We start from the raw sequence: 18,165 nt of genomic DNA, 5'->3' as shown, positions 1-18,165 counted from the left end.
ATTTACGAAATGTTTCGCTTTAATTCGACCGTCCCAATCGGCTCGAACCATATTTTTATATCTTAACCGGAAGAAACTTTGGAAATTTCTTCTAGAAACTGTGTCGGTGTCTTTCCAGTGACTTTCTTAAAGGAAGTATTGAAAGTAGATTTGGAATTAAACCCATACTCAAGGGCTAATCTTAGGAAATTCGGCCTTTCTTCCGAGAGATTTTTTAATACGGAACTGATGTCTTTAATCCTATATTCGTTCACAAAATTATAGAAATTTGTTTCCAATGTTTCACTTAAGATTTGTGTAATATAGAATCTAGGAATTTCAGTATTTTCGGACAATAGATCGATAGAAAATTCTGAATCCTTATAAGGTTTTTCAGACTCCATATAGGCCCTAATCTTTGAAAGATATTCCGGGACCATATCTTCTCTTAATCCGGACTTTTCGTATTTTTTACGCTCTTCTATTTCCTCTTCTTCTAAAGACCTTTCCTTAAACGCATCTAGTTCTCGATGAGTGTATACAACTGTTTGTCGAACTCCAAACCAGCAGAAAAACGAGGAGAACAACATTACTGCGGTTCCTCGAACTATTCTAGGATCATATGCTTCGGGAGGAAGATCCGTAAAATGTAAACCTTCTAAAATAAAATGGACCAAGGTGGAGACTCCGAAAAGAACAAGGCTCCAATACATCCATCTCAAATCCTTAATACTATCTATATTCGAAAAATGATTTACTATATTCTTTCTATGCCTATTTAAAAGAACAAAAATCCAAATGGAATACACTAACATGGAAATAGAAAGTATACCTCCATTCGGATGAAATCCTCTACTCGGCCTATGCCATTCATGAGGAGAAAATTCCTCCGGAGTTTCCAAAAAGAATAATTTTATAAAAAGAATAAGCTGCAAACAGATGAACGGAAGAAAATGAAATATATCTGTTTTTCTAAAAACTTTGCCTTCCGTAGTTAGATTTCTAATATAAAGTAATAATAATGGTCCGTACGTATAAGTGAATAGGATCGCAAAATCCAAAAATTCCGGCCCCCATTCAAATCTATGGACCAACAAATGTCCTAAATGAGGAAATGCTAAAAATATAGCGAATATGGAATATATAGAATCGAAACGATATCTCGGCTGCTTGGTAAAGATCAAAAAACTGGAGAAGATACAGATCGTTAAAGAGATAATCGGAATCGCCGGAACCATATTAAGATTTACGCAAACCGTATCCGAGTCTAGGAAAATGAATATGCACTTTTCCTACCCGATCATTTTCGGAGGACAATATAATCTCGGAAGAAGTAGATCTAAGCAAGATACCCGAAATTGTCTCATGATCATAAAATTCAGGAGAAACAAGGACCTTATCCCCTTCTTTAAATCCGGTATCTAAAACTTCAGGATCTGAAATGGGCAAAGGTTCCGAATTTTTCGAGATCAACAACGCGTCTTCGCTCGTGATCAAACTCGATTCCTCTTGTCCGAATTCTTTCATACGAGAAAACCAGGCCAGGAGATTTTCCCTTCCGCCGGTCAAGGGCTTCATTTTACGGATCGTATTCAAAAACCAGAATATAGTATAGATCGTAAAATCTGCATATGCCGGAACTTCCCCACCGAAATATCGATTTGAAGAGAGAATGGATCCGAATTTCGGAAGATATTTGGATAAAAGCAAATGTAAGTATTCCACATCCTTTTCCAAATTCTCCCGAGTAAAAGGATAATGCGGATGCATTTTTGCACGATCATCGACCAAATCTTGGGGAAGTTTTTGTGCATAAGATCCCATTACGAATCTGGCGACCTTCACAAAAATTTCCGAATCGACTAAATACCCTATAAGTTCAGCACTTTCTGCATTTTGGTCTGAAGAAATAGCAGGATCCGGAAAAATAGAATGAAGTTTTTCTAATATACTTGAAGTATCACAATATATATCTGATCCGATCTGTAGGACAGGCGCCCTTCTGTATCCTCCGGTTAATGGGATCAGATCGGGTTTAGGAAGAATAGAAGGCATGACCACAGAGGACCAGGAAACCTTCTTAAATCCTAAAAATAGCCTGGCCTTTTCCGAATAGGGAGAAGCTGAATAATGATGAAGAATAATTTTTTCAGAAGATCCCATATATTATAAAGTCATTAAATTTAATAAAAGTTAACTAAACTTGCCCTGGAAAATCTCCGGGTTTTGTTCTCCATCTTCTATGTACCCAGAAGTATTGTTCCGGAAAAAGTTTCACTTCTTCCTCTAATGCTTTTGTCCAAACTTCCGTATAATGCCTGATCGCGGCCTCTCTATCCGAGAATGCAGATTTATCCACAAATCCCAGATCTTTGACCCGAACATTTACCTTTCCATTCTCTCCGCATAAAACAGAATACAATAACATTTTTGCTCCGGTAAGATAGGCCATAAGAGCTGGGCCTTGATAAGTGGAAGCCTTTCGATTGAAGAAATCCACGAAAATTCCAACCTTCCCTGCATTTTGGTCTGAACCGAATCCTACCCAATAACCTTGTTTTAACATTTTGGTTACTTGGCTAGACTCTTCAGTCGAAACCAATTTGATCCCGTTTTTACTTCTCAATCTATAAATGAGTTTATCCACGAAAGGATTTCGGACCTTCTTATAGATCCCTCCTCCCTTCATTCTAATTCCCATAAATTGGACTAAGATCTCCCAAGTCCCAAAATGTCCGGAGATCAAAACGACTCCCACTCCATCTTGGATTGTCTTTTGTTCGATGGCCAAAGACTCCGCATCGTATACTAGATACTTATCCATCCATTTGCGGCTTAAACGGGGAGCGAATAATGTTCCTGCGAGCAAGTTCCCGATATGAAGAAAACTTTTCCATACTAGATCTTTCTTTTGAGCTTCCGAATATTCCGGGAACGCATAAGAAATATTATCGTAAGCGATCTTGCGATGTTTCTTAGCTAATGGATAAAGGAGGCATACTAGAAATTTTCCATAAAAAAGACAGGCTCTATACGGAAGAAATCTAAATGGAAGATAAAACGAATATAAAAATAGGTAAGGAATAATATAGCGAACCAAGGTAGATCCAATTCTTGTTTTGGGCCATCGGACTATATCCAAAGCACATGACAAGCAAAAGAAAGACCCTGGTCTAAAGACCGCTTTGCAAAACAAAGCTGCAAAGAAAGAAGAATATAAAACTAACGATTGTTCTTAATTTCCTCGGGCTTTTCTAAGATCACAAACTTACTAATTATAGAATGTCCTTGAGTAGAAAAGATCGATCATTGGCCACACAAAAATCCAATGTAAAGATCCTGTAAGTTATGGCAGTTCCTACAAATTGTTTATAATAATTTCTGATTGCGAACAAGCTGATTTTTTGATATAGGAAAATCTCGCTCTCCCACAAGCCACTCCCCACCACCCGAAGTCGGGAGGGGGCGATCTTTAAATTACTGTAGGAGTTCCAACATAAGCGGATTTTTACGAAATAGATTTTTCCCCGAACGTGAATTTAAGATATAGGAAGTTTATCGTCAGATCTAAAAAACACTCTGCGTCTTTGCGCCTCTGCATTAAAAAATCCTAAGATCTCTTGCGCTTCTTCCATTACTCAATTCATCTGATGCAGGATCTCGAAAATGATCTGAGTTCCTAACTTAAGATTTTCCAAACTTAAACTTTCGTTCTTAGCATGAAGCATAGTAAGTTCTTTTTCGTTTAGAAGAACCGGGATGAGTCCATAACATTCCAATCCGATCTGACGAAAATATGCATTATCCGTTTTTCCGGGAGAGATAAATGGAGCCGCAACACTTCCTGGGATCTTTTTAGTCGCAACTGCGGCAACCGTTTGAAATAAGATAGAATCTAATCTAGATTTGTCCGAAGTTACCGTTGAAGCCGCTTCCACTTCAACATCATATTTTTTAGCGATCTTTCGGATCTCTTCCAAATATTCCAATGGGTCGAAACCGGGCAAAAGACGAACGTCCAGCTTAGCTTCAGCAAGAGAAGAAAGTACATTATGACCTTTTCCTTCTTCCGTTTTTAGCCCTGAAACCGCTTTTGTATTCCGAGTGATCGCGCTTAATTGCCTGTTTCCTCGGATCGGCCCGTATAATAATCTTTTTAAAATAGGAATATTCGAATTTTTTAAAATAAATGAATTCGGGAAAGGACTGATACTTCCCAATTGATAGAAAAATCCTTGGGTTTCTTCAGAGATCCGGATCTCAGTATCATATTCCAATACTTCTTCCAAAAATTTCAAAAGTCTAAGAGAAGGATAATTCTGGCTGGGAGTACTTCCGTGACCTTGGTCTCCTTTAGCTTTTACGTTCAGCCAAAGATTCCCCTTTTCCGCATATTGTACATTGAAGATTATACTTCCGGGGATCGCAACATCCTTAGTTCCGAAACTTCCCTCGTTCAACATATATCCGTATCCTTTGAATAGTTCAGGATGAGCCTTGATCAAAAATCTTGCTCCCCTTTCACTTCCGGACTCTTCGTCCGCAAGTCCAAGAAACATTATTTTTCTCTTAAGTGGAATTCCGGATCTTTTTAATTCTAAAAAGGAAATGATTTGCATCGCAATAAGCCCTTTACAATCCAAAGAACCTCTTCCGTGGATCCTTCCTTCTTTTACGATACCTCCGAAAGGATCTTCCGCCCAATCTTTAGGCTCCGCTTCTACCACATCTAAATGATTTCCTAAGATCAGGCCTTTTTCAGAACTAGGATTTGTAGGTTCCAACTCGGCGACTAGATTGATACGATCAGGATATCCCGGTTCATGAAAGAATCTGGTCTTTATTCCTTCCTTTTCGAAGATAGATTTGATATATTCAGCGACCAACTTTTCATTCCCTCTGACTGATTTAATCCGGATCAGATCAGTCAGGATTTTTACAGTTTCAGTTTCTCTTTTTTCCCAAGAAAAAAGTTTATTCTCTTCCTTTAATGCAGTTTGCTGAATAGGAGAAGTCACACATTGAAACAATACAAAGATCACATAGAGGAGCAGAGAACGGGAAAAATACATTTGTCATTTCTAATAAAAGAATGATCAAAAGTCGAGAATTACTTATGTGGTTTCGTAAAGTAGTTCACAGAGAACACTGAGGTTAGCGTCGCAGAGCTTGTGAAACTCCGTGCTCTCTGTGCGATAGAAATGATTGAAAACAAGTGGGAAAAGTAGCCCCAGGAGAATCCTGGGACCAAAACCAAACCAGGCTCATAACATAGCCTAATTAAAAATTCGGTGGGTTGTGGAAATTTCCCTTAAACTTTTTTTAATATTTTTTAAAAAAATACAGCAAACCCTATTTGCCCGTAATTTCTTTCCCAGGTTTAAACCGGATCTTACCCAAGTAAACCTTGGTAGTCAAAGAATCTCTTTTTGCCTTTAAGAAGAATCCTAACTCAGGAGTTGCTACCTTATAACTCTGGTATTCCGCGAAAATATCCAAATCTATACGATTTGCTGTAAACTCATCGAAATGAGGCAGATATTTTTCGGAGATCAGGATCATTCTTTCCTCATCCTTCTGCAGCGCTTCGAATAAAACTTCAGGATCGAATAGGGTTCTGGTTAAACGTTTAGAATAGAATGCATAGGATCTTTTGGATGCAGGAACTCCAAACATCAGAAACTTTTCTTTTCCTGGTTCAGCTTCTTGGATAATTTCCCCTACTTCTTTCGATGGCTGATAGGAAACCAGAAGAGGATACGCATACAAACTTACTAAGGTAAAGAAGAAGGAAACAGAAAGCACAAGTGTTCCAAGTGTCACTTCTAATTTAAAATAAAGAAGCAGGAACGCAGCCAAAGCGATATAAATCCCAACCCAAATATAATAAGAAACAGGAACATCCAAAACTAAGATCGGAAATAAGATCCCAGCAGATACAAAGCCGAAACTAGTCAGATAAACTAAAGCTCTTCCCCAGAAGGAGATCGTATCCGTTTGGTCTTCCACGAGTTTAAGTAAAAATCCGGAACCGATCACTGCACCCGCAGGCAAACACCAATAAATGTATTGAGGCAATTGATATTTGGAAAAACTGATCAGGAACAGAAATAAGAAAAGCCAGAATGCAGGAACAAAGTCTTTTTCCTTCCATTCATTTTTTCGAATGCTTGCAAATACTCCGAAACCTTTCTCTTTAAAAAACTTAGATAGGCTCGTCCCAATAAAAAGCAGAAGAGGAAGAATGAAAATCCCGAAAGCCCAGGAAAAATTAGAATAGAAGAATAGAGGATTGAACTTTTGGTCGTACATCTTCACATAAAAACGACCGAAAGATTGGACCCATAAAAAGAAATAAGGACCGTACGTATTGAATTCGGAATATAAAGGAATAGACCATAATAATGGAGGAAGGATCGCCAAAATCCCTCCCGGAAAAATTTTCATTCCGAGAAGACGTTTCCAATCCCTTCTAAAAAGAATATCTCCTCCGATCCCGATCCCTGGGATCACCACCGCAATCGGTCCCTTGGTAATAAACCCCAGTCCCATCGCGAGATACATCGCGTAATAATAGGCGGAATTTTTCTTAGTCCCCAAATAATAAAACGCAAACACAAGAATGATGTATGGTGTTACATAGACATCTATCTTAGGATCGACCACCATCGCATATAATCCGGGAGAAAGAGCATATAAAAAGACAGCGATCCAAGCACGTTTTATATTTCCTGAATATAATCTGGTGATCGTAAAAATTCCCCAAAGAGAGGCAAGAGTCATCAGGATCGCAGGTAAACGAAAAGCGTAATTATTCTGACCGAAAAGAGTAAAAGAAGAACTGATCTTCCAAAAAGTCAAGATCGGCTTATCCAAATATCTTCTACCATTATCACGGATAAAAAGCCAATTCCCGCTATCTGTCATCTCTCTGCCTATCTCGGCGTATTGAGAAGAATCGATATCGATCACATCCAAAGGAAATGTTAAAAATAAAGGCAGGATAGCAATCGCCAAAAGAAACCAGGTAGAATATTTCACTAAAGGGACGTTCTTTTCATCACGGACGAAATTCATATTTTTATAATGCTCCAAATTAAATCGAAAAACGAAAAGATCAGTCCATCAAACCGGATTCCATCAAACAACGAGTGAAACCGGTACATGTTTTTTCGGATTCGTAACAAGGCATTGCGTATCCTTGTTCCCTTAAACAACCGGATTCACATTCTATCTGCATGAAACTTTTTTGAGAAGGATCGATCGGACCTTTTGCCTGGAACTGCTTCTCCACACAAGAAGTGAAAAACCCGCAGATCTCTTGGCATTTTTGTTGGTAAGGGTCCTTACAATCGGTAATACCGATCAAAATAAAAAGGAATAAGAATAAGGTCGAAAAAAGAGAAGGCCTCATTCCAGCTAAATTATCCTAGGCGAATCTAGGGTCAACTTTTTGCGGCAAGCATTCCACAGGCCCCGTTGATGTCTTTTCCTGGGGATCTTCTGTTTAGGATTGGAACTCCTGCAGGTTCCAAATTCCGTAGGAACTCTTTGATTTCCAGATCTGTGGGTCTTCTCCATCCAAAAAACTCTGTGTTCAGAGGGATTACGTTAATTTTACAATCTAAACGTCTTGCGATCTTCACTAGTTTTTTAGCATCTTCCGGGCTCATATTTACTTCAGGGATCATTACATATTCGAAAGTGATCCTACGCTTCAGGACCTTGGTGTATTCCATTGCAGCATCCAATAATTCAGGAAGAGCAAACTTCTCCTCTATGTCCATGATCTCTTTTCTTCCATTCGGATCAGGGTGATTGAGAGAAATTGCGAGATTATAAGGTTCTTTGTTTTCTATAAATCTACGGATCCCATTTACAACTCCGGAAGTGGAGATGGTAATCCTTTTAGCTCCCATTCCTAAAGCTTCCTGGTCATGCAAAAGTTCTGCGGCACGCATAACGTTAAAATAATTATGCATCGGTTCGCCCATTCCCATGAAGACTATATTCGTAGCCCGATCTCCTACAATCTTCTCCACCTGAAGGATCTGATCTATGATCTCTCCTGCTTTTAAATTCCCTTGGTAAGGAAGTTTTGCAGTCGCACAGAATTTACAATTTAAGGTGCAACCTACTTGAGAAGAAATACAGATCGTCTTTCTTCCCCCATCTCCCGAAGGGATCCAAACGGACTCGAATTCTTTTCCGCTGCCTGGTACGGATTCGAAAGTGAATTTCTGGGTACCGTCTACTGATTTTAAATGTTTCGCCACATGGATTGTGGACAGAGAGAATTTTTCCTGGAGTTTTTCTTTTAGATCTTTTCCGATCGTAGAAAAATCATCCCAGGTCTCGTATCGATTTGCGTACAATCCGTTATAGATCTGCTTTGCTCTAAAAGGTTTTTCCCCTAACTCTAAAATAATTTGAGTAAGTTCCTCTAAAGTGTGTCCCTTGACCGGGATCTTTCCGGAGTGAGTCTCCAAAACTTCGGATTCGGAAAGGGTTTCTTTCACTTGCATAAATCCTTATATTCTTTTTCGGCAGGATCATATCCTAGATCCCAAGCCTTTTTATAATCCAGGCAGGCATTTGCCTTTTGTTTTAATATGGCATATCCTAAACCACGATTAAAATAAGAAATAGAATCATCAGGCAGTATCGCTAAAACCCTGGTATAAGCTCCGATACTCTCTCTATATTTTTTTGCAGAATAATATGCATAACCTTGGGAAAAGATCGCGCGAGCATATTTAGGAGCGAGCTCCACTGCCTTTTCCGCGTCTCGAACACCTTCTCTCGTTTTCCCCGAGGCACTTAACTGGATCGCCCTTTCTGCAAAAACATAGGATTTATTTAAACCGGAATCGATCGCTAGGTCCAGATCTTTGATACCTTCTTCCGATCTTTCCAAAGAGATCTTACTCAGACCTCTATAAGATAATGCATCTAAATTATTTGAATCTAAAGAATATGCGTAATCAAAATCCGTCTCCGCCTCTGCATATCGTTTCAAAGAATATTTCGCCAATCCTCTATTATAAAATGCTGAAGTATTCTTGGAATTGATCGCAATATATCGATCATATTGAGAAATACAGTCTTCATATTTTGCGGAATTATAAGAATCCAAACCTTGTTGAAAAAGTTCTTTTAGCTCTTCTTCCGAAAGAGATTCCGGAATAGCTTGAACTCCGGATTCTTTTTCCAATCCGTCCAACCAAGCGGTAAAGGATGCAAAAATAGAAGAATATTGAGAAGGAGGATCTTCTTGTTTCGTTTCTTCTTCTTTTGGTTCGGGATATGAAAGTTCCCCTGGGGAAAAAAGTTGATACCCCGCTAAAAGAATTCCAACCACAAGGAAGATGCCCAATACTTGCTGCATACGTTTTGTATGACCGGATTTCGGATCGAATGCCAGTCTTTTTCCGGTCAGGAAACCGAAGAATCCGAATGTTCGGAAATAACTTTCCCGTCCTCTAAGATCATTCTTATGAGCCTTGTCATCTCCACAGAGTATTCCACATTTAAGTGTTTCGTCACACCTTCGCAGAAACCGTTGATGATAAGAAGTTTCGCATCGTCTTCGGAAAGTCCTCTGGATTGAAGATAGAAGAGTTGGTCCTCGTCAATACGAGAAACTGTAGCCTCATAATTCAAGGTCCCGTTCTGACCGCTCACATCATTATAAGGATACGCATGGGATTGGGAACGATCATCCATCATAAGACCATCACATTTCACATGGCTATATGCGTTGGAAGAACCTGTCGTAAATTTAACAAGTCCTCTGTAAGAGTTGATCCCACCGTCGAGAGAAACACCTTTTGCAAGAATATTACTGCGAGTGTTTTTTCCCACATGAATGATACGAGCGCCTGTATCTTGGATCTGACCTGAACCGGCAAACGCAAGAGATAGAATATCTCCCGTAGAATTATCACCTTGTAAAACGATACCGGGATACTTGATCGTATTTGCACCGATATTCACATCTGTCCAGGTGATATGAGCAGCTTCATGACAAAGGCCTCGTTTCACTGTCCAGTTGTACATATTCTTTTTCCAGTTTTGGATGGTGGTGTAGAATATTTTGGAATTCTTATGAGCGATCAGTTCCACAACAGCAGTATGGAAATTCGTGCCCTTGTCTTGAACGGAAGAACATCCTTCCGAATATTCCAACTCTGCTCCGTCTTCCGCGATCAAAAGAGTTCTTTCATATTGACCGGAAGAAGCGGCACTGACTTTAAAGTAAGCCTGCAAAGGCATCGGAGTTTTCACACCCTTCGGAACGTAAGCGAATGATCCTCCGGAAAATACTGCTGAGTTTAATGCGGAGAATTTATTGTCCCCGATAGAAACTACTGTTCCTAAATATTTGCGCACGATATCCGGATATTCTCTGATCGCGGTATCAATATCGCAGAATATAATTCCTAGATCGGTAAGTTCCTTTTTAACGTTAGCGTAAACAGTTTCGGAATCTTCCATTGCTTCGATCCCGGCCAGATATTTTCTTTCGTGTTCCGGAATACCTAGTCTTTCAAAACTTTTTAATACTTCAGGATCTACTTCGTCCCAAGATTTTTTCTTTTTATGGTTCGCGCCTATATAATGAACGTATTCGTCTATATCAACTTGGAAGTTTGGAAAAAATCCCCAAGTAGGCATAGGCTTATTCTCATAAACTTTAAATGCTTCGAGGCGGAATTCGGTCAACCAAGCAGGCTCATTTTTAATATGGGAGATGGACTCCACAACTTTACGTGTAAGTCCTTTGGGAAAATTATCCGCACGATAGAATCTCTCTTCGTCTGAAATGATCTCGAGTGCTTGTGCCATACTATTTTCTCCCATATCTTAGACTTTATTAGAAAAGAATGCAATCCTTTCCGATCGTCTAAGTGCGAGTTTTGCCCGATATGAGCTATTATAACCAGATTTTAAGGATAGGGCCCCTTGGACCAGGAGAAATTCTAAGAAAGGAGAATCCGGCCCTAAGACCGGACTCAGTAAAGATTGGATTAGTTTACAGCAGAGAAGTATTCTTTGGACTTTTCTGGATCTGCCTTCATGGTTTTTTTGCCTTCGTCCCAGTTTGCAGGGCAAACTTCGCCGTGTTTTTCCACGTATTGGAAAGCTTTAACCAGACGGATTGCTTCATCAATGTTTCTTCCTACAGGAAGATCATTGATTGTAGACTGACGGATCACTCCAGCTGGATCGATGATGAAAGTTCCTCTTAAAGCCATTCCGCCTTCTAAAAGAACTCCGTAATCTCTAGCGATGGATTTAGTTATGTCCGCAATTAAAGGATACTTGATGTCTCCTAGTCCGCCTTGTTTACGTGGAGTATTTTTCCATGCAAGGTGGGTAAATGCGCTGTCTACGGAAACTCCCAGAACTTCCGCTCCGATTTTTTTGAATTCGTCCAATTTTGCGTCGTACTCGATGATTTCAGTTGGACAAACGAAAGTGAAGTCAAGAGGCCAGAAGAAGAGGACAACCCATTTCCCTTTATAATCGGAAAGTTTGATATCCTTGATTTGCTGGCCGATAACGGCTTCCGCTTTAAAGTCCGGTGCGAGTGAAGTAACTTGAGGCATTTGGCTCTCTCCTATTTAGAATCATTCTAAATTTAGACATCCAGAAAGGAAAGCAGTTTTTCTTTTTTTCCAAAAATCGAAATTTTTACCCAATCTCGATTTCCAGACAGAATTTCAGGTTTTAGGATTTTTTCGCACTGAGTTCACAGAGGGCACTGAGTAGCTTTGTGCGAAGGCAGTTTCCCTTACTCTGTTCTTAACTCTGTGTGCTCCGTGTTCTCTGTGCGAACCTTATCCTTTTGCCATTAGATATTTTTCCATGAACTCTGTGATGTCTTTAATGTTGCGGTTGATCATCTTTCTGAGTTCGGGAGGGATGTTCTGAGATTTAATTACACGATAATAGTTCAATGCATTCTTCAACATCTTTCTACGAGCGAATTCCTGGGCCTTGATCAGCATCGGTTTATACTTATAATATGAGTATTCCATAATACTGTAATTCTTCGAGAGTTTGAAAGAATGAGGGATCTTCCCAAAATCATAAGTTAAGGTCAAGAACGGAGCATCATCCACTTCCGGAGGTTTTAACTCCAGAATACCGTGGATCATCTTAGGCTCGTCGTCCTTATCCGATCCTCCTTGAGATTCAGGTCGATCCTGGTCTAAAGGTTCGAGACCTCCATCCAGAACTTCTATTTCAGGAGCTTCTTCCGCGCCTGGACTTGGAGCCGGAGCAGAAGAAGGAGCACCTGGTCCTGCGAGAGGAGGAATTTCCGGCTTATATTCTTCCTGCCTTTTTTCGTCGATCGCATCCGGAAGATCTATTTTAGGTAAATCTACTGGACCTGCAGGAGCTTGCGTAGCTTCTCCACTAGGTGCGGGTGCCTGTGCAGAACCTGGAGGAGGAGCAGGTTGTGATTCTAGATGTTCTCCTCTTAATAAACGATCTTCCGGATCAGGTAATCTGATCGGAACTAGATCGACTAGAGGTAAAGAAGCAGGAAGATAACCTGGGATCTGATCCGAAAGAGGATATTCAGGTCTCGGCCAATCCTCTGGTAAAGGTTCTTCTAATGCTTGCTCTTCTCTTTCTTGGCGTTTTTCTTCCGCCTTCTTCTTGAGATAATCATCTCTTTGTTGGAATAGATCTTCTTTCCTTCGATCGTCATCACTTCTACGATCCTTACGAGCTCCATCCCCTCCTCTTCTTTCTCCACTGGATCTTCTATCTTCTCCAGTCCTTCTATCTACTAGAGGAAGATCTTTAAACTTATCCCATTCATCCGTGAAGAAAGTATCTTCAGGAAGATCCATTTCGTTCGGATCTAAATGGTCAGGCTCACTAGGTTTTCTAGAAGAAGGTTCCGGAGGAGCAAAATCCTCAGGACCACGCGGGCCTCCACTTGGAGGAGCCCCAGGTCCAGGAGGAAATCCTCCAGGGGGTGGTGCAGTAGGAGCTCCTGCAGAATAAGAGATCGGTGCTCCAGGTGGAGGCGGCGGAAGAGGTCCGGAAGAAGGGGCATAGGAAATAATTTGATAAGAAACTGGACCTGGTGGGAGTTCCGACGGAAGTTTCGGAGCCTCAGTTCCTGGAGGAGCTTGGATCTGGATCGGATTCGAGAAACCTTGGGACATGCTGTTCCCGAGAGCTTGGCTGATATCTTTGATCGCTCTGACCAGGTCTCCCATAGGAATAGGAGGGCCTGTATAATTCGGATCATCCGGAGTATATGTTTCTTCTTCAGGAGGAGCGTTTAAATGATTTTCTATCGCCTCGATATTATCATCGATCTTCTCGTTGATATCCTGATCCGGAATACGAGCATTCGTTCTTTTTAATATTTCAAGAGCGCCTAGGAAATTTTCCTTATCCACCAACGCTTCAGAATGAAGCAATGGTCTTCTATGATGCGCATAACGTGAGTTATTTCGAATGATATCGTCGGTTGCATGAGGAAGTTCTAATTTTTCCTTCTTCTTTAAGCCCGGATAGTCAGGCTTTCCACCCTCTTCTGAAGGAGGACTCCATTCTTGTTTTCCTTTTTGATCCGGTGTAGGAGTTCCACCCCTTTGTGAAGGCGGGGAAGAAGGAGGTTCCTGATCTCCTACATTGACTAACTTCCCTCTATCTGAGGCTCCACTTCCTTCTCCCCCACCTGAACCTGGACCGGCTCCGGGAGAACGACCTCCACCAGGAGAAGGCGCGGGTGATCCGGAAGATCTGTTTGGATCCCGAAATAGTGTGTACGCACCTGCCCCAGCTGAAAGGAGACCTAGTAGTAAAAGAAGTGCCGTCATGGAAAAGATTCTTACCTATTATTTTCGACAGAGTATTACGTCGTTCTTAAACAGAACTCATTAGTAATTTAGGATTGACACCATGAATGTTAAGTAATAACTTGACATATATGAAATCAACGGTTCGGGAAAACCTGAGCTTCGGGTCTAGTCCTGATAATCCGGACGGTCTTCAGTTAAAGATCACCTTTGACGAGGACACCAAAACCGCTTACGGCGACTACACGGTACCTGAAAAGTTCCAAGGGTCACCGGATGTGATCCATCCCGGAATCATCGCTACTATTTTGGACGAAATCATGGCCAAAATCAATGAGGCGATGAATTTTAAAACGACAACCGGCGAATTAACGATCCGCTTTTTGCAGCCTGCCCAAGTGAATCAACCTTTGCATTTACGCGGCTGGTTCGTAAAAAAGAACAAAAAAGTGATCGAAAATAGAGCCGAAATCGAGAACGAGATCGGTAAGATCGTTGCCCGCGGTAAGGGCAAATACATCGAACTCGATTCCTGATCCATTAAGGAATTATTAAACCCGCCGATGTGGTGGAATTGGTAGACGCACTGGATTCAAAATCCAGCGGGGGCAACCCCGTGTCGGTTCGACTCCGACCGTCGGCAGGGTTATTTACCGGATGCTAAGGCGATCGCCTCTTCAAAAGCGTCCTTCTCCACTTGATCGATAGCTTCCAAAATCAGATCCATTTCTTTTCGATCCATTCCGCTAAAGAGCTCTTCTCCCTTTGTAAGAATTCCTGCTCCAAGTTTGATCCCTTCCACTTCTTCCGGGGTATACGTTTTAGGTTTGGATAACATCGTTTTAACTACCGCATCCATAAGTTGTTTAATCTTGGATAAAAGTTCCTTATCCGAAAGTGTAGAGAATAATTTCAGAATATCTTCCCTGAATCGGTCTGCGTCTTTTTTCGGAACGGATGCAAGTACTTTAGAAAATTCGAATGGATCCAAAAGATCTTTTCCTTGGCCGAGCAATTCTTTTGCCTTAGAGAACATTGTCTCTTCGAACCTATGAGCGGTTACATAAGAGTTTAAGGCTGCAAACCCTGCTTGAAATGCGGATTTAAGATGCCTGCCAAGTTTAAACACCGCCATACTAAGGGATCCGAGCAAACCGAAAACTTTGGGAGGAGAATGTACAAAACCGGCAAGAGACTCGAATGCTCCGTCTAATTTTTTTCTTCCTTCCCATTCAGGGTATAAGAGTTCCAAAAAATAACGAACAAGCAGATCCACTTTGTCTTTAGGTATAGAGGAAAATTTTGGATATTTGGAAAGATTTTCCTTAGAATATCTTCTTCTTAAAGCCTCTCTATAAGCGAGTATAAGTTTTGGAAATTCAGGTTCTTCTAATATGGATCCCATAATCTCGGACAATTGACCTGTCACTCAGCCTTGATCCTTTCTTCTTCCAAATCGATCTGGTGAAGAAATTTTCTGATCACAGCTTCTTCTATCTTTCTACCGCTCCGATTCTTTTTCAGCAATAAAGCTCGTTGTTTTTCTAGAACGTTTTTATATATGGACTTTATATGTTCCGGAAGCACCGGAGTTTCGCCCGGTTTTAATTGGATCTCCCATTGTTTAACCAATTTTTGTAAATGAAAACTAACCTTTAATTCTTCCTTATGATTCCCAGTTAAATGATCCAACGATTCTCTCGCTAATTCTTCTCGGATCAGATTCTCCGCTTCATTTTCAGGAAGATGATCGCCATAATCCGGTAATTGTATTTTTTTTATCATGTAAGGAAGAGTTAATCCCTGTAGAACCAAGGTTACTAAGATCACGACGAAAGTAATGAATAAGATCAGATTTCTATGAGGGAATGGAGTTCCATCTGCAAGGGCCACCGGGATGGATAATGCTGCTGCTAAAGAAACCACTCCTCTCATTCCGGCCCATCCGATTATAAGCGGAGCTTTTAATCCCGGATGTTCATCCGCTACTTCGATAAAATGGCTCATGATCCTTGTAGTCATTAACGCTCCGTATCCTACGAGAAGTCTTCCGAATATCAAGAATGCAGTGACTAATAATCCGTATCCTGTCGCTTGATCGAAACTAACTCCTTCTTCCTTTAAGCCGGAAACGATCTCCGGCAAATCTAAACCGATCAGCATAAACACGAGTCCGTTCAGTAGAAAAACAAGGCTTTGCCAAACATTCTCTCCTCTCAAACGAGAAGAACTTCCTAAAAAACGATGTCTATGATAAGATAAAAAAAGCCCTCCACTTACCACTGCTAACACACCCGAAGCGTGAGTTTCTTCCGCGGCTATGTACATTGCATAAGGCGTCACGAAAGTAAGAATTATATCCATGTCCACATCTGTAGGAAGAAGTTGATGTGCCTTCAAAAAAATAAATCCGATCACAAGACCGATCGCTACTCCTCCAATCACCATCCAAACAAAATGAAGTGCAGCTTGATGCCATACGAATTGTCCTGTTGCAACCGCGATCATTGCAAAACGGAAAATGATCAATGAAGAAGCGTCGTTCAAAAGACTTTCTCCTTCTATAATGGAGCTCATTCTTTCAGGTACTTTCACGAATTTCATGATCGCACTCGCGCTCACCGCGTCCGGAGGAGAAATAATTCCTCCCAACAGAAAACCCAATGCTAAAGAAAATCCAGGGATATAAGAATTCGCCACAAGAGCAACCGAGGTCGCAGTCAAAAATACAACGATAAATGCAAAACTCCCGATGATCCTACGCCAATACCAAAGTTCCTTCCATGAATTTGCCCAAGCCGATTCGTATAATAAAGGCGGAAGAAAAATGATAAAAATAAGTTCCGGATCGATTTTCAGGACCGGAATTCCGGGAACAAAACTGATCAAAAGTCCCGCAATCACTAGTAATACTGGATAAGCTACTTTGATCCTGTTACTCAACATGATCACGAGTATGATCAAAACGATCATAGCTAAATAAAAGGGAAAATGTTCCAACATGTCTTAGGCTCGATGCGGTTGTTTCAATTTGATACCAATCGATCCGGGAGGCGGTCCAAAAGTGATATCATTACTGGTTTTTGTGATCGGTATCGAATCTTCCGGTATTTGCAATATTTATTTTTGCTCGGAGTTTTTTATTTCAAGGCTTCCATTCTAAACGAGCAAATTCGTATTTGGAGGAGTTTGCTTCTTCCAAAGCTTTTTTTAAATACGGCAAAACCCAAGGTTTAGTATTTTCCGGAAATGTGTCCTTGAATTTCCAGTTATCTGCAAACATTCTTTTATAATATTCTTTCGGATCTACAGTTACTACGAACTGGATTTTTCGGATTTCCTGAAATTCTTGCCTGGTAAGTTTAGTTTTTAGAAGAGTGGCTTCCCCGGGAGAAAGTCTGGTATCGAAAATTTCAGTTTGTAGTTCTAGGTCCAACATCCATCCTAGAATCTTCTCTGAAATTTTATTTCTTTTGCCGGATTTGGTTTCTGCCCAAACTTCCAAATAAACTTTCGGAACGGAATAGCTAGGAAATAAATGCCCCACTCCACTATTCTTCAATTCGGCAACAACTTCAAAGTTTTCTCCGGATGCCAGAACATTCAAAGAGGTTTGGATCCCGCGGCTCACCATTTCCGGATCTGAGATACCCTTCCATTCATGGTTTCTATCCGGCATATGGCAATTTTGGCAATGGATCTTATTCTTCCCGAACTCGGATCTTTTCCATTGTCCATACGTATCCATCAGGAACTTTCCGTTTACAGGTTTTGCAGTATTTGGAGATTGATGGCAGTTCTTGCAGAATTCGGCCTCTTCGAATTCTTTTTTAGGTATAAAACCTTCGTGAGGAATATTCGAATTTTCTACTATTCTTTCCGATGTTCCATTTTTAGGGATCGGTCCGTAAATTTTCCCGTTCCTAAGATGACAGCTTGCACATTGGATCCCATTCTCTTCTATCCCGGGCTTCCATTTAGGATCTTGGATCTTTTCTTCCCAACCTAAACGGGATAATAATATATTTTTGGTCTCTAAATTAGGGCTATGGCAGTTTGTACATTTTTCGGTACTATGTTTTCCGAGCCTAGGCAATTGCCAAAGAAAGCCCGGGCCTAAGGCCCGGGAGTGAAGAGTCGACTTCCAGGAACCGAATTGTTTGGAATGGCAGCTCCCGCAAGAGGCCGGATCCGGTTCTACTGAAAGCGAGCCTTGGGATTCGAGGGGGAATGCCCAATGCCGTTGGTGAAATTCTTCTTCTTTGCAATATGTTAAGAAGGCATATGGCAATTTTGGCAATGGATCTTATTCTTCCCGAACTCGGATCTTTTCCATTGTCCATACGTATCCATC

The 18,165-nt window shown here is 40.8% G+C and carries 15 protein-coding genes and 1 tRNA gene; 2 read left to right on the top strand and 14 right to left on the bottom strand.

What is annotated here, in order from left to right:
- Positions 1 to 62: 62 nt before the first annotated feature.
- The 11 genes from EHQ64_RS00445 to EHQ64_RS00395 form a co-directional block, all read right to left on the bottom strand.
- On the bottom strand, positions 63 to 1,217 hold the full coding sequence (locus EHQ64_RS00445) for a helix-turn-helix domain-containing protein (protein WP_135647495.1): 1,155 nt from the start codon (positions 1,215 to 1,217) through the stop codon (positions 63 to 65).
- 1 nt (position 1,218) lies between these two features.
- Positions 1,219 to 2,142, bottom strand: coding sequence for a glutathione S-transferase (locus tag EHQ64_RS00440; RefSeq protein WP_135647493.1), 924 nt, complete (start codon positions 2,140 to 2,142; stop codon positions 1,219 to 1,221).
- Between the two features lie 34 nt (positions 2,143 to 2,176).
- Complete coding sequence (locus EHQ64_RS00435; RefSeq protein ID WP_135647491.1) at positions 2,177 to 3,079, bottom strand: lysophospholipid acyltransferase family protein; 903 nt, start codon at positions 3,077 to 3,079, stop codon at positions 2,177 to 2,179.
- Between the two features lie 538 nt (positions 3,080 to 3,617).
- The gene (locus EHQ64_RS00430; RefSeq protein ID WP_135647489.1) at positions 3,618 to 5,051 is read right to left on the bottom strand and encodes a M20/M25/M40 family metallo-hydrolase; all 1,434 of its coding nucleotides are present in this window, start codon (positions 5,049 to 5,051) and stop codon (positions 3,618 to 3,620) included.
- 280 nt (positions 5,052 to 5,331) lie between these two features.
- Positions 5,332 to 7,056 (bottom strand): ArnT family glycosyltransferase, encoded by a 1,725-nt coding sequence (locus tag EHQ64_RS00425; protein WP_135647487.1) that lies wholly within the window; start codon positions 7,054 to 7,056, stop codon positions 5,332 to 5,334.
- A gap of 40 nt (positions 7,057 to 7,096) precedes the next feature.
- Positions 7,097 to 7,393 carry a Cys-rich protein gene (locus EHQ64_RS00420; protein WP_135647485.1) on the bottom strand — a complete coding sequence of 99 codons (297 nt, stop codon included), beginning with the start codon at positions 7,391 to 7,393 and terminating at the stop codon, positions 7,097 to 7,099.
- A 31-nt stretch (positions 7,394 to 7,424) separates the two neighbouring features.
- The gene (gene rlmN, locus EHQ64_RS00415; RefSeq protein WP_425460374.1) at positions 7,425 to 8,498 is read right to left on the bottom strand and encodes a dual-specificity RNA methyltransferase RlmN; all 1,074 of its coding nucleotides are present in this window, start codon (positions 8,496 to 8,498) and stop codon (positions 7,425 to 7,427) included.
- Complete coding sequence (locus tag EHQ64_RS00410; protein ID WP_135647481.1) at positions 8,495 to 9,367, bottom strand: tetratricopeptide repeat protein; 873 nt, start codon at positions 9,365 to 9,367, stop codon at positions 8,495 to 8,497. The genes rlmN and EHQ64_RS00410 overlap by 4 nt, the downstream gene beginning before the upstream one ends.
- Before the next feature lie 47 nt (positions 9,368 to 9,414).
- Entirely contained in the window at positions 9,415 to 10,827 is a 1,413-nt protein-coding gene (gene sufB / locus EHQ64_RS00405; protein ID WP_135647479.1) for a Fe-S cluster assembly protein SufB, read from the bottom strand.
- 182 nt (positions 10,828 to 11,009) lie between these two features.
- Positions 11,010 to 11,591 carry a peroxiredoxin gene (locus tag EHQ64_RS00400; protein WP_135647477.1) on the bottom strand — a complete coding sequence of 194 codons (582 nt, stop codon included), beginning with the start codon at positions 11,589 to 11,591 and terminating at the stop codon, positions 11,010 to 11,012.
- Between the two features lie 231 nt (positions 11,592 to 11,822).
- Positions 11,823 to 13,832 carry a hypothetical protein gene (locus EHQ64_RS00395; protein ID WP_135647475.1) on the bottom strand — a complete coding sequence of 670 codons (2,010 nt, stop codon included), beginning with the start codon at positions 13,830 to 13,832 and terminating at the stop codon, positions 11,823 to 11,825.
- Between the two features lie 110 nt (positions 13,833 to 13,942).
- Between EHQ64_RS00395 and EHQ64_RS00390 the strand changes: the two genes are divergently transcribed.
- Positions 13,943 to 14,347, top strand: a complete 405-nt coding sequence (locus EHQ64_RS00390) for a PaaI family thioesterase (RefSeq protein ID WP_008595600.1) — start codon at positions 13,943 to 13,945, stop codon at positions 14,345 to 14,347.
- Between the two features lie 23 nt (positions 14,348 to 14,370).
- A tRNA-Leu gene (locus tag EHQ64_RS00385) sits at positions 14,371 to 14,454 on the top strand.
- A 3-nt stretch (positions 14,455 to 14,457) separates the two neighbouring features.
- On the opposite strand, the gene EHQ64_RS00380 is transcribed toward EHQ64_RS00385, so the two are convergent.
- The 3 genes from EHQ64_RS00380 to EHQ64_RS00370 all read right to left on the bottom strand — a co-directional run bounded on the left by EHQ64_RS00380 (position 14,458) and on the right by EHQ64_RS00370 (position 18,102).
- Positions 14,458 to 15,216, bottom strand: a complete 759-nt coding sequence (locus EHQ64_RS00380; RefSeq protein WP_135647538.1) for a hypothetical protein — start codon at positions 15,214 to 15,216, stop codon at positions 14,458 to 14,460.
- A gap of 20 nt (positions 15,217 to 15,236) precedes the next feature.
- Positions 15,237 to 16,814: a Na+/H+ antiporter gene (locus EHQ64_RS00375; protein ID WP_135647474.1), complete on the bottom strand. Its 1,578-nt coding sequence runs from the start codon at positions 16,812 to 16,814 to the stop codon at positions 15,237 to 15,239.
- 142 nt (positions 16,815 to 16,956) lie between these two features.
- A complete protein-coding gene (locus tag EHQ64_RS00370) occupies positions 16,957 to 18,102 on the bottom strand; it encodes a cytochrome c family protein (protein WP_246048487.1) in 1,146 nt (381 codons plus the stop codon).
- Positions 18,103 to 18,165: the final 63 nt, after the last annotated feature.

This window comes from Leptospira sarikeiensis (genome assembly GCF_004769615.1).
Classification (GTDB): Bacteria; Spirochaetota; Leptospiria; order Leptospirales; family Leptospiraceae; genus Leptospira_B; species Leptospira_B sarikeiensis.
Note: the sequence above shows the minus strand (reverse complement) of the source record. Positions and strands in the feature narration are given on the sequence as shown.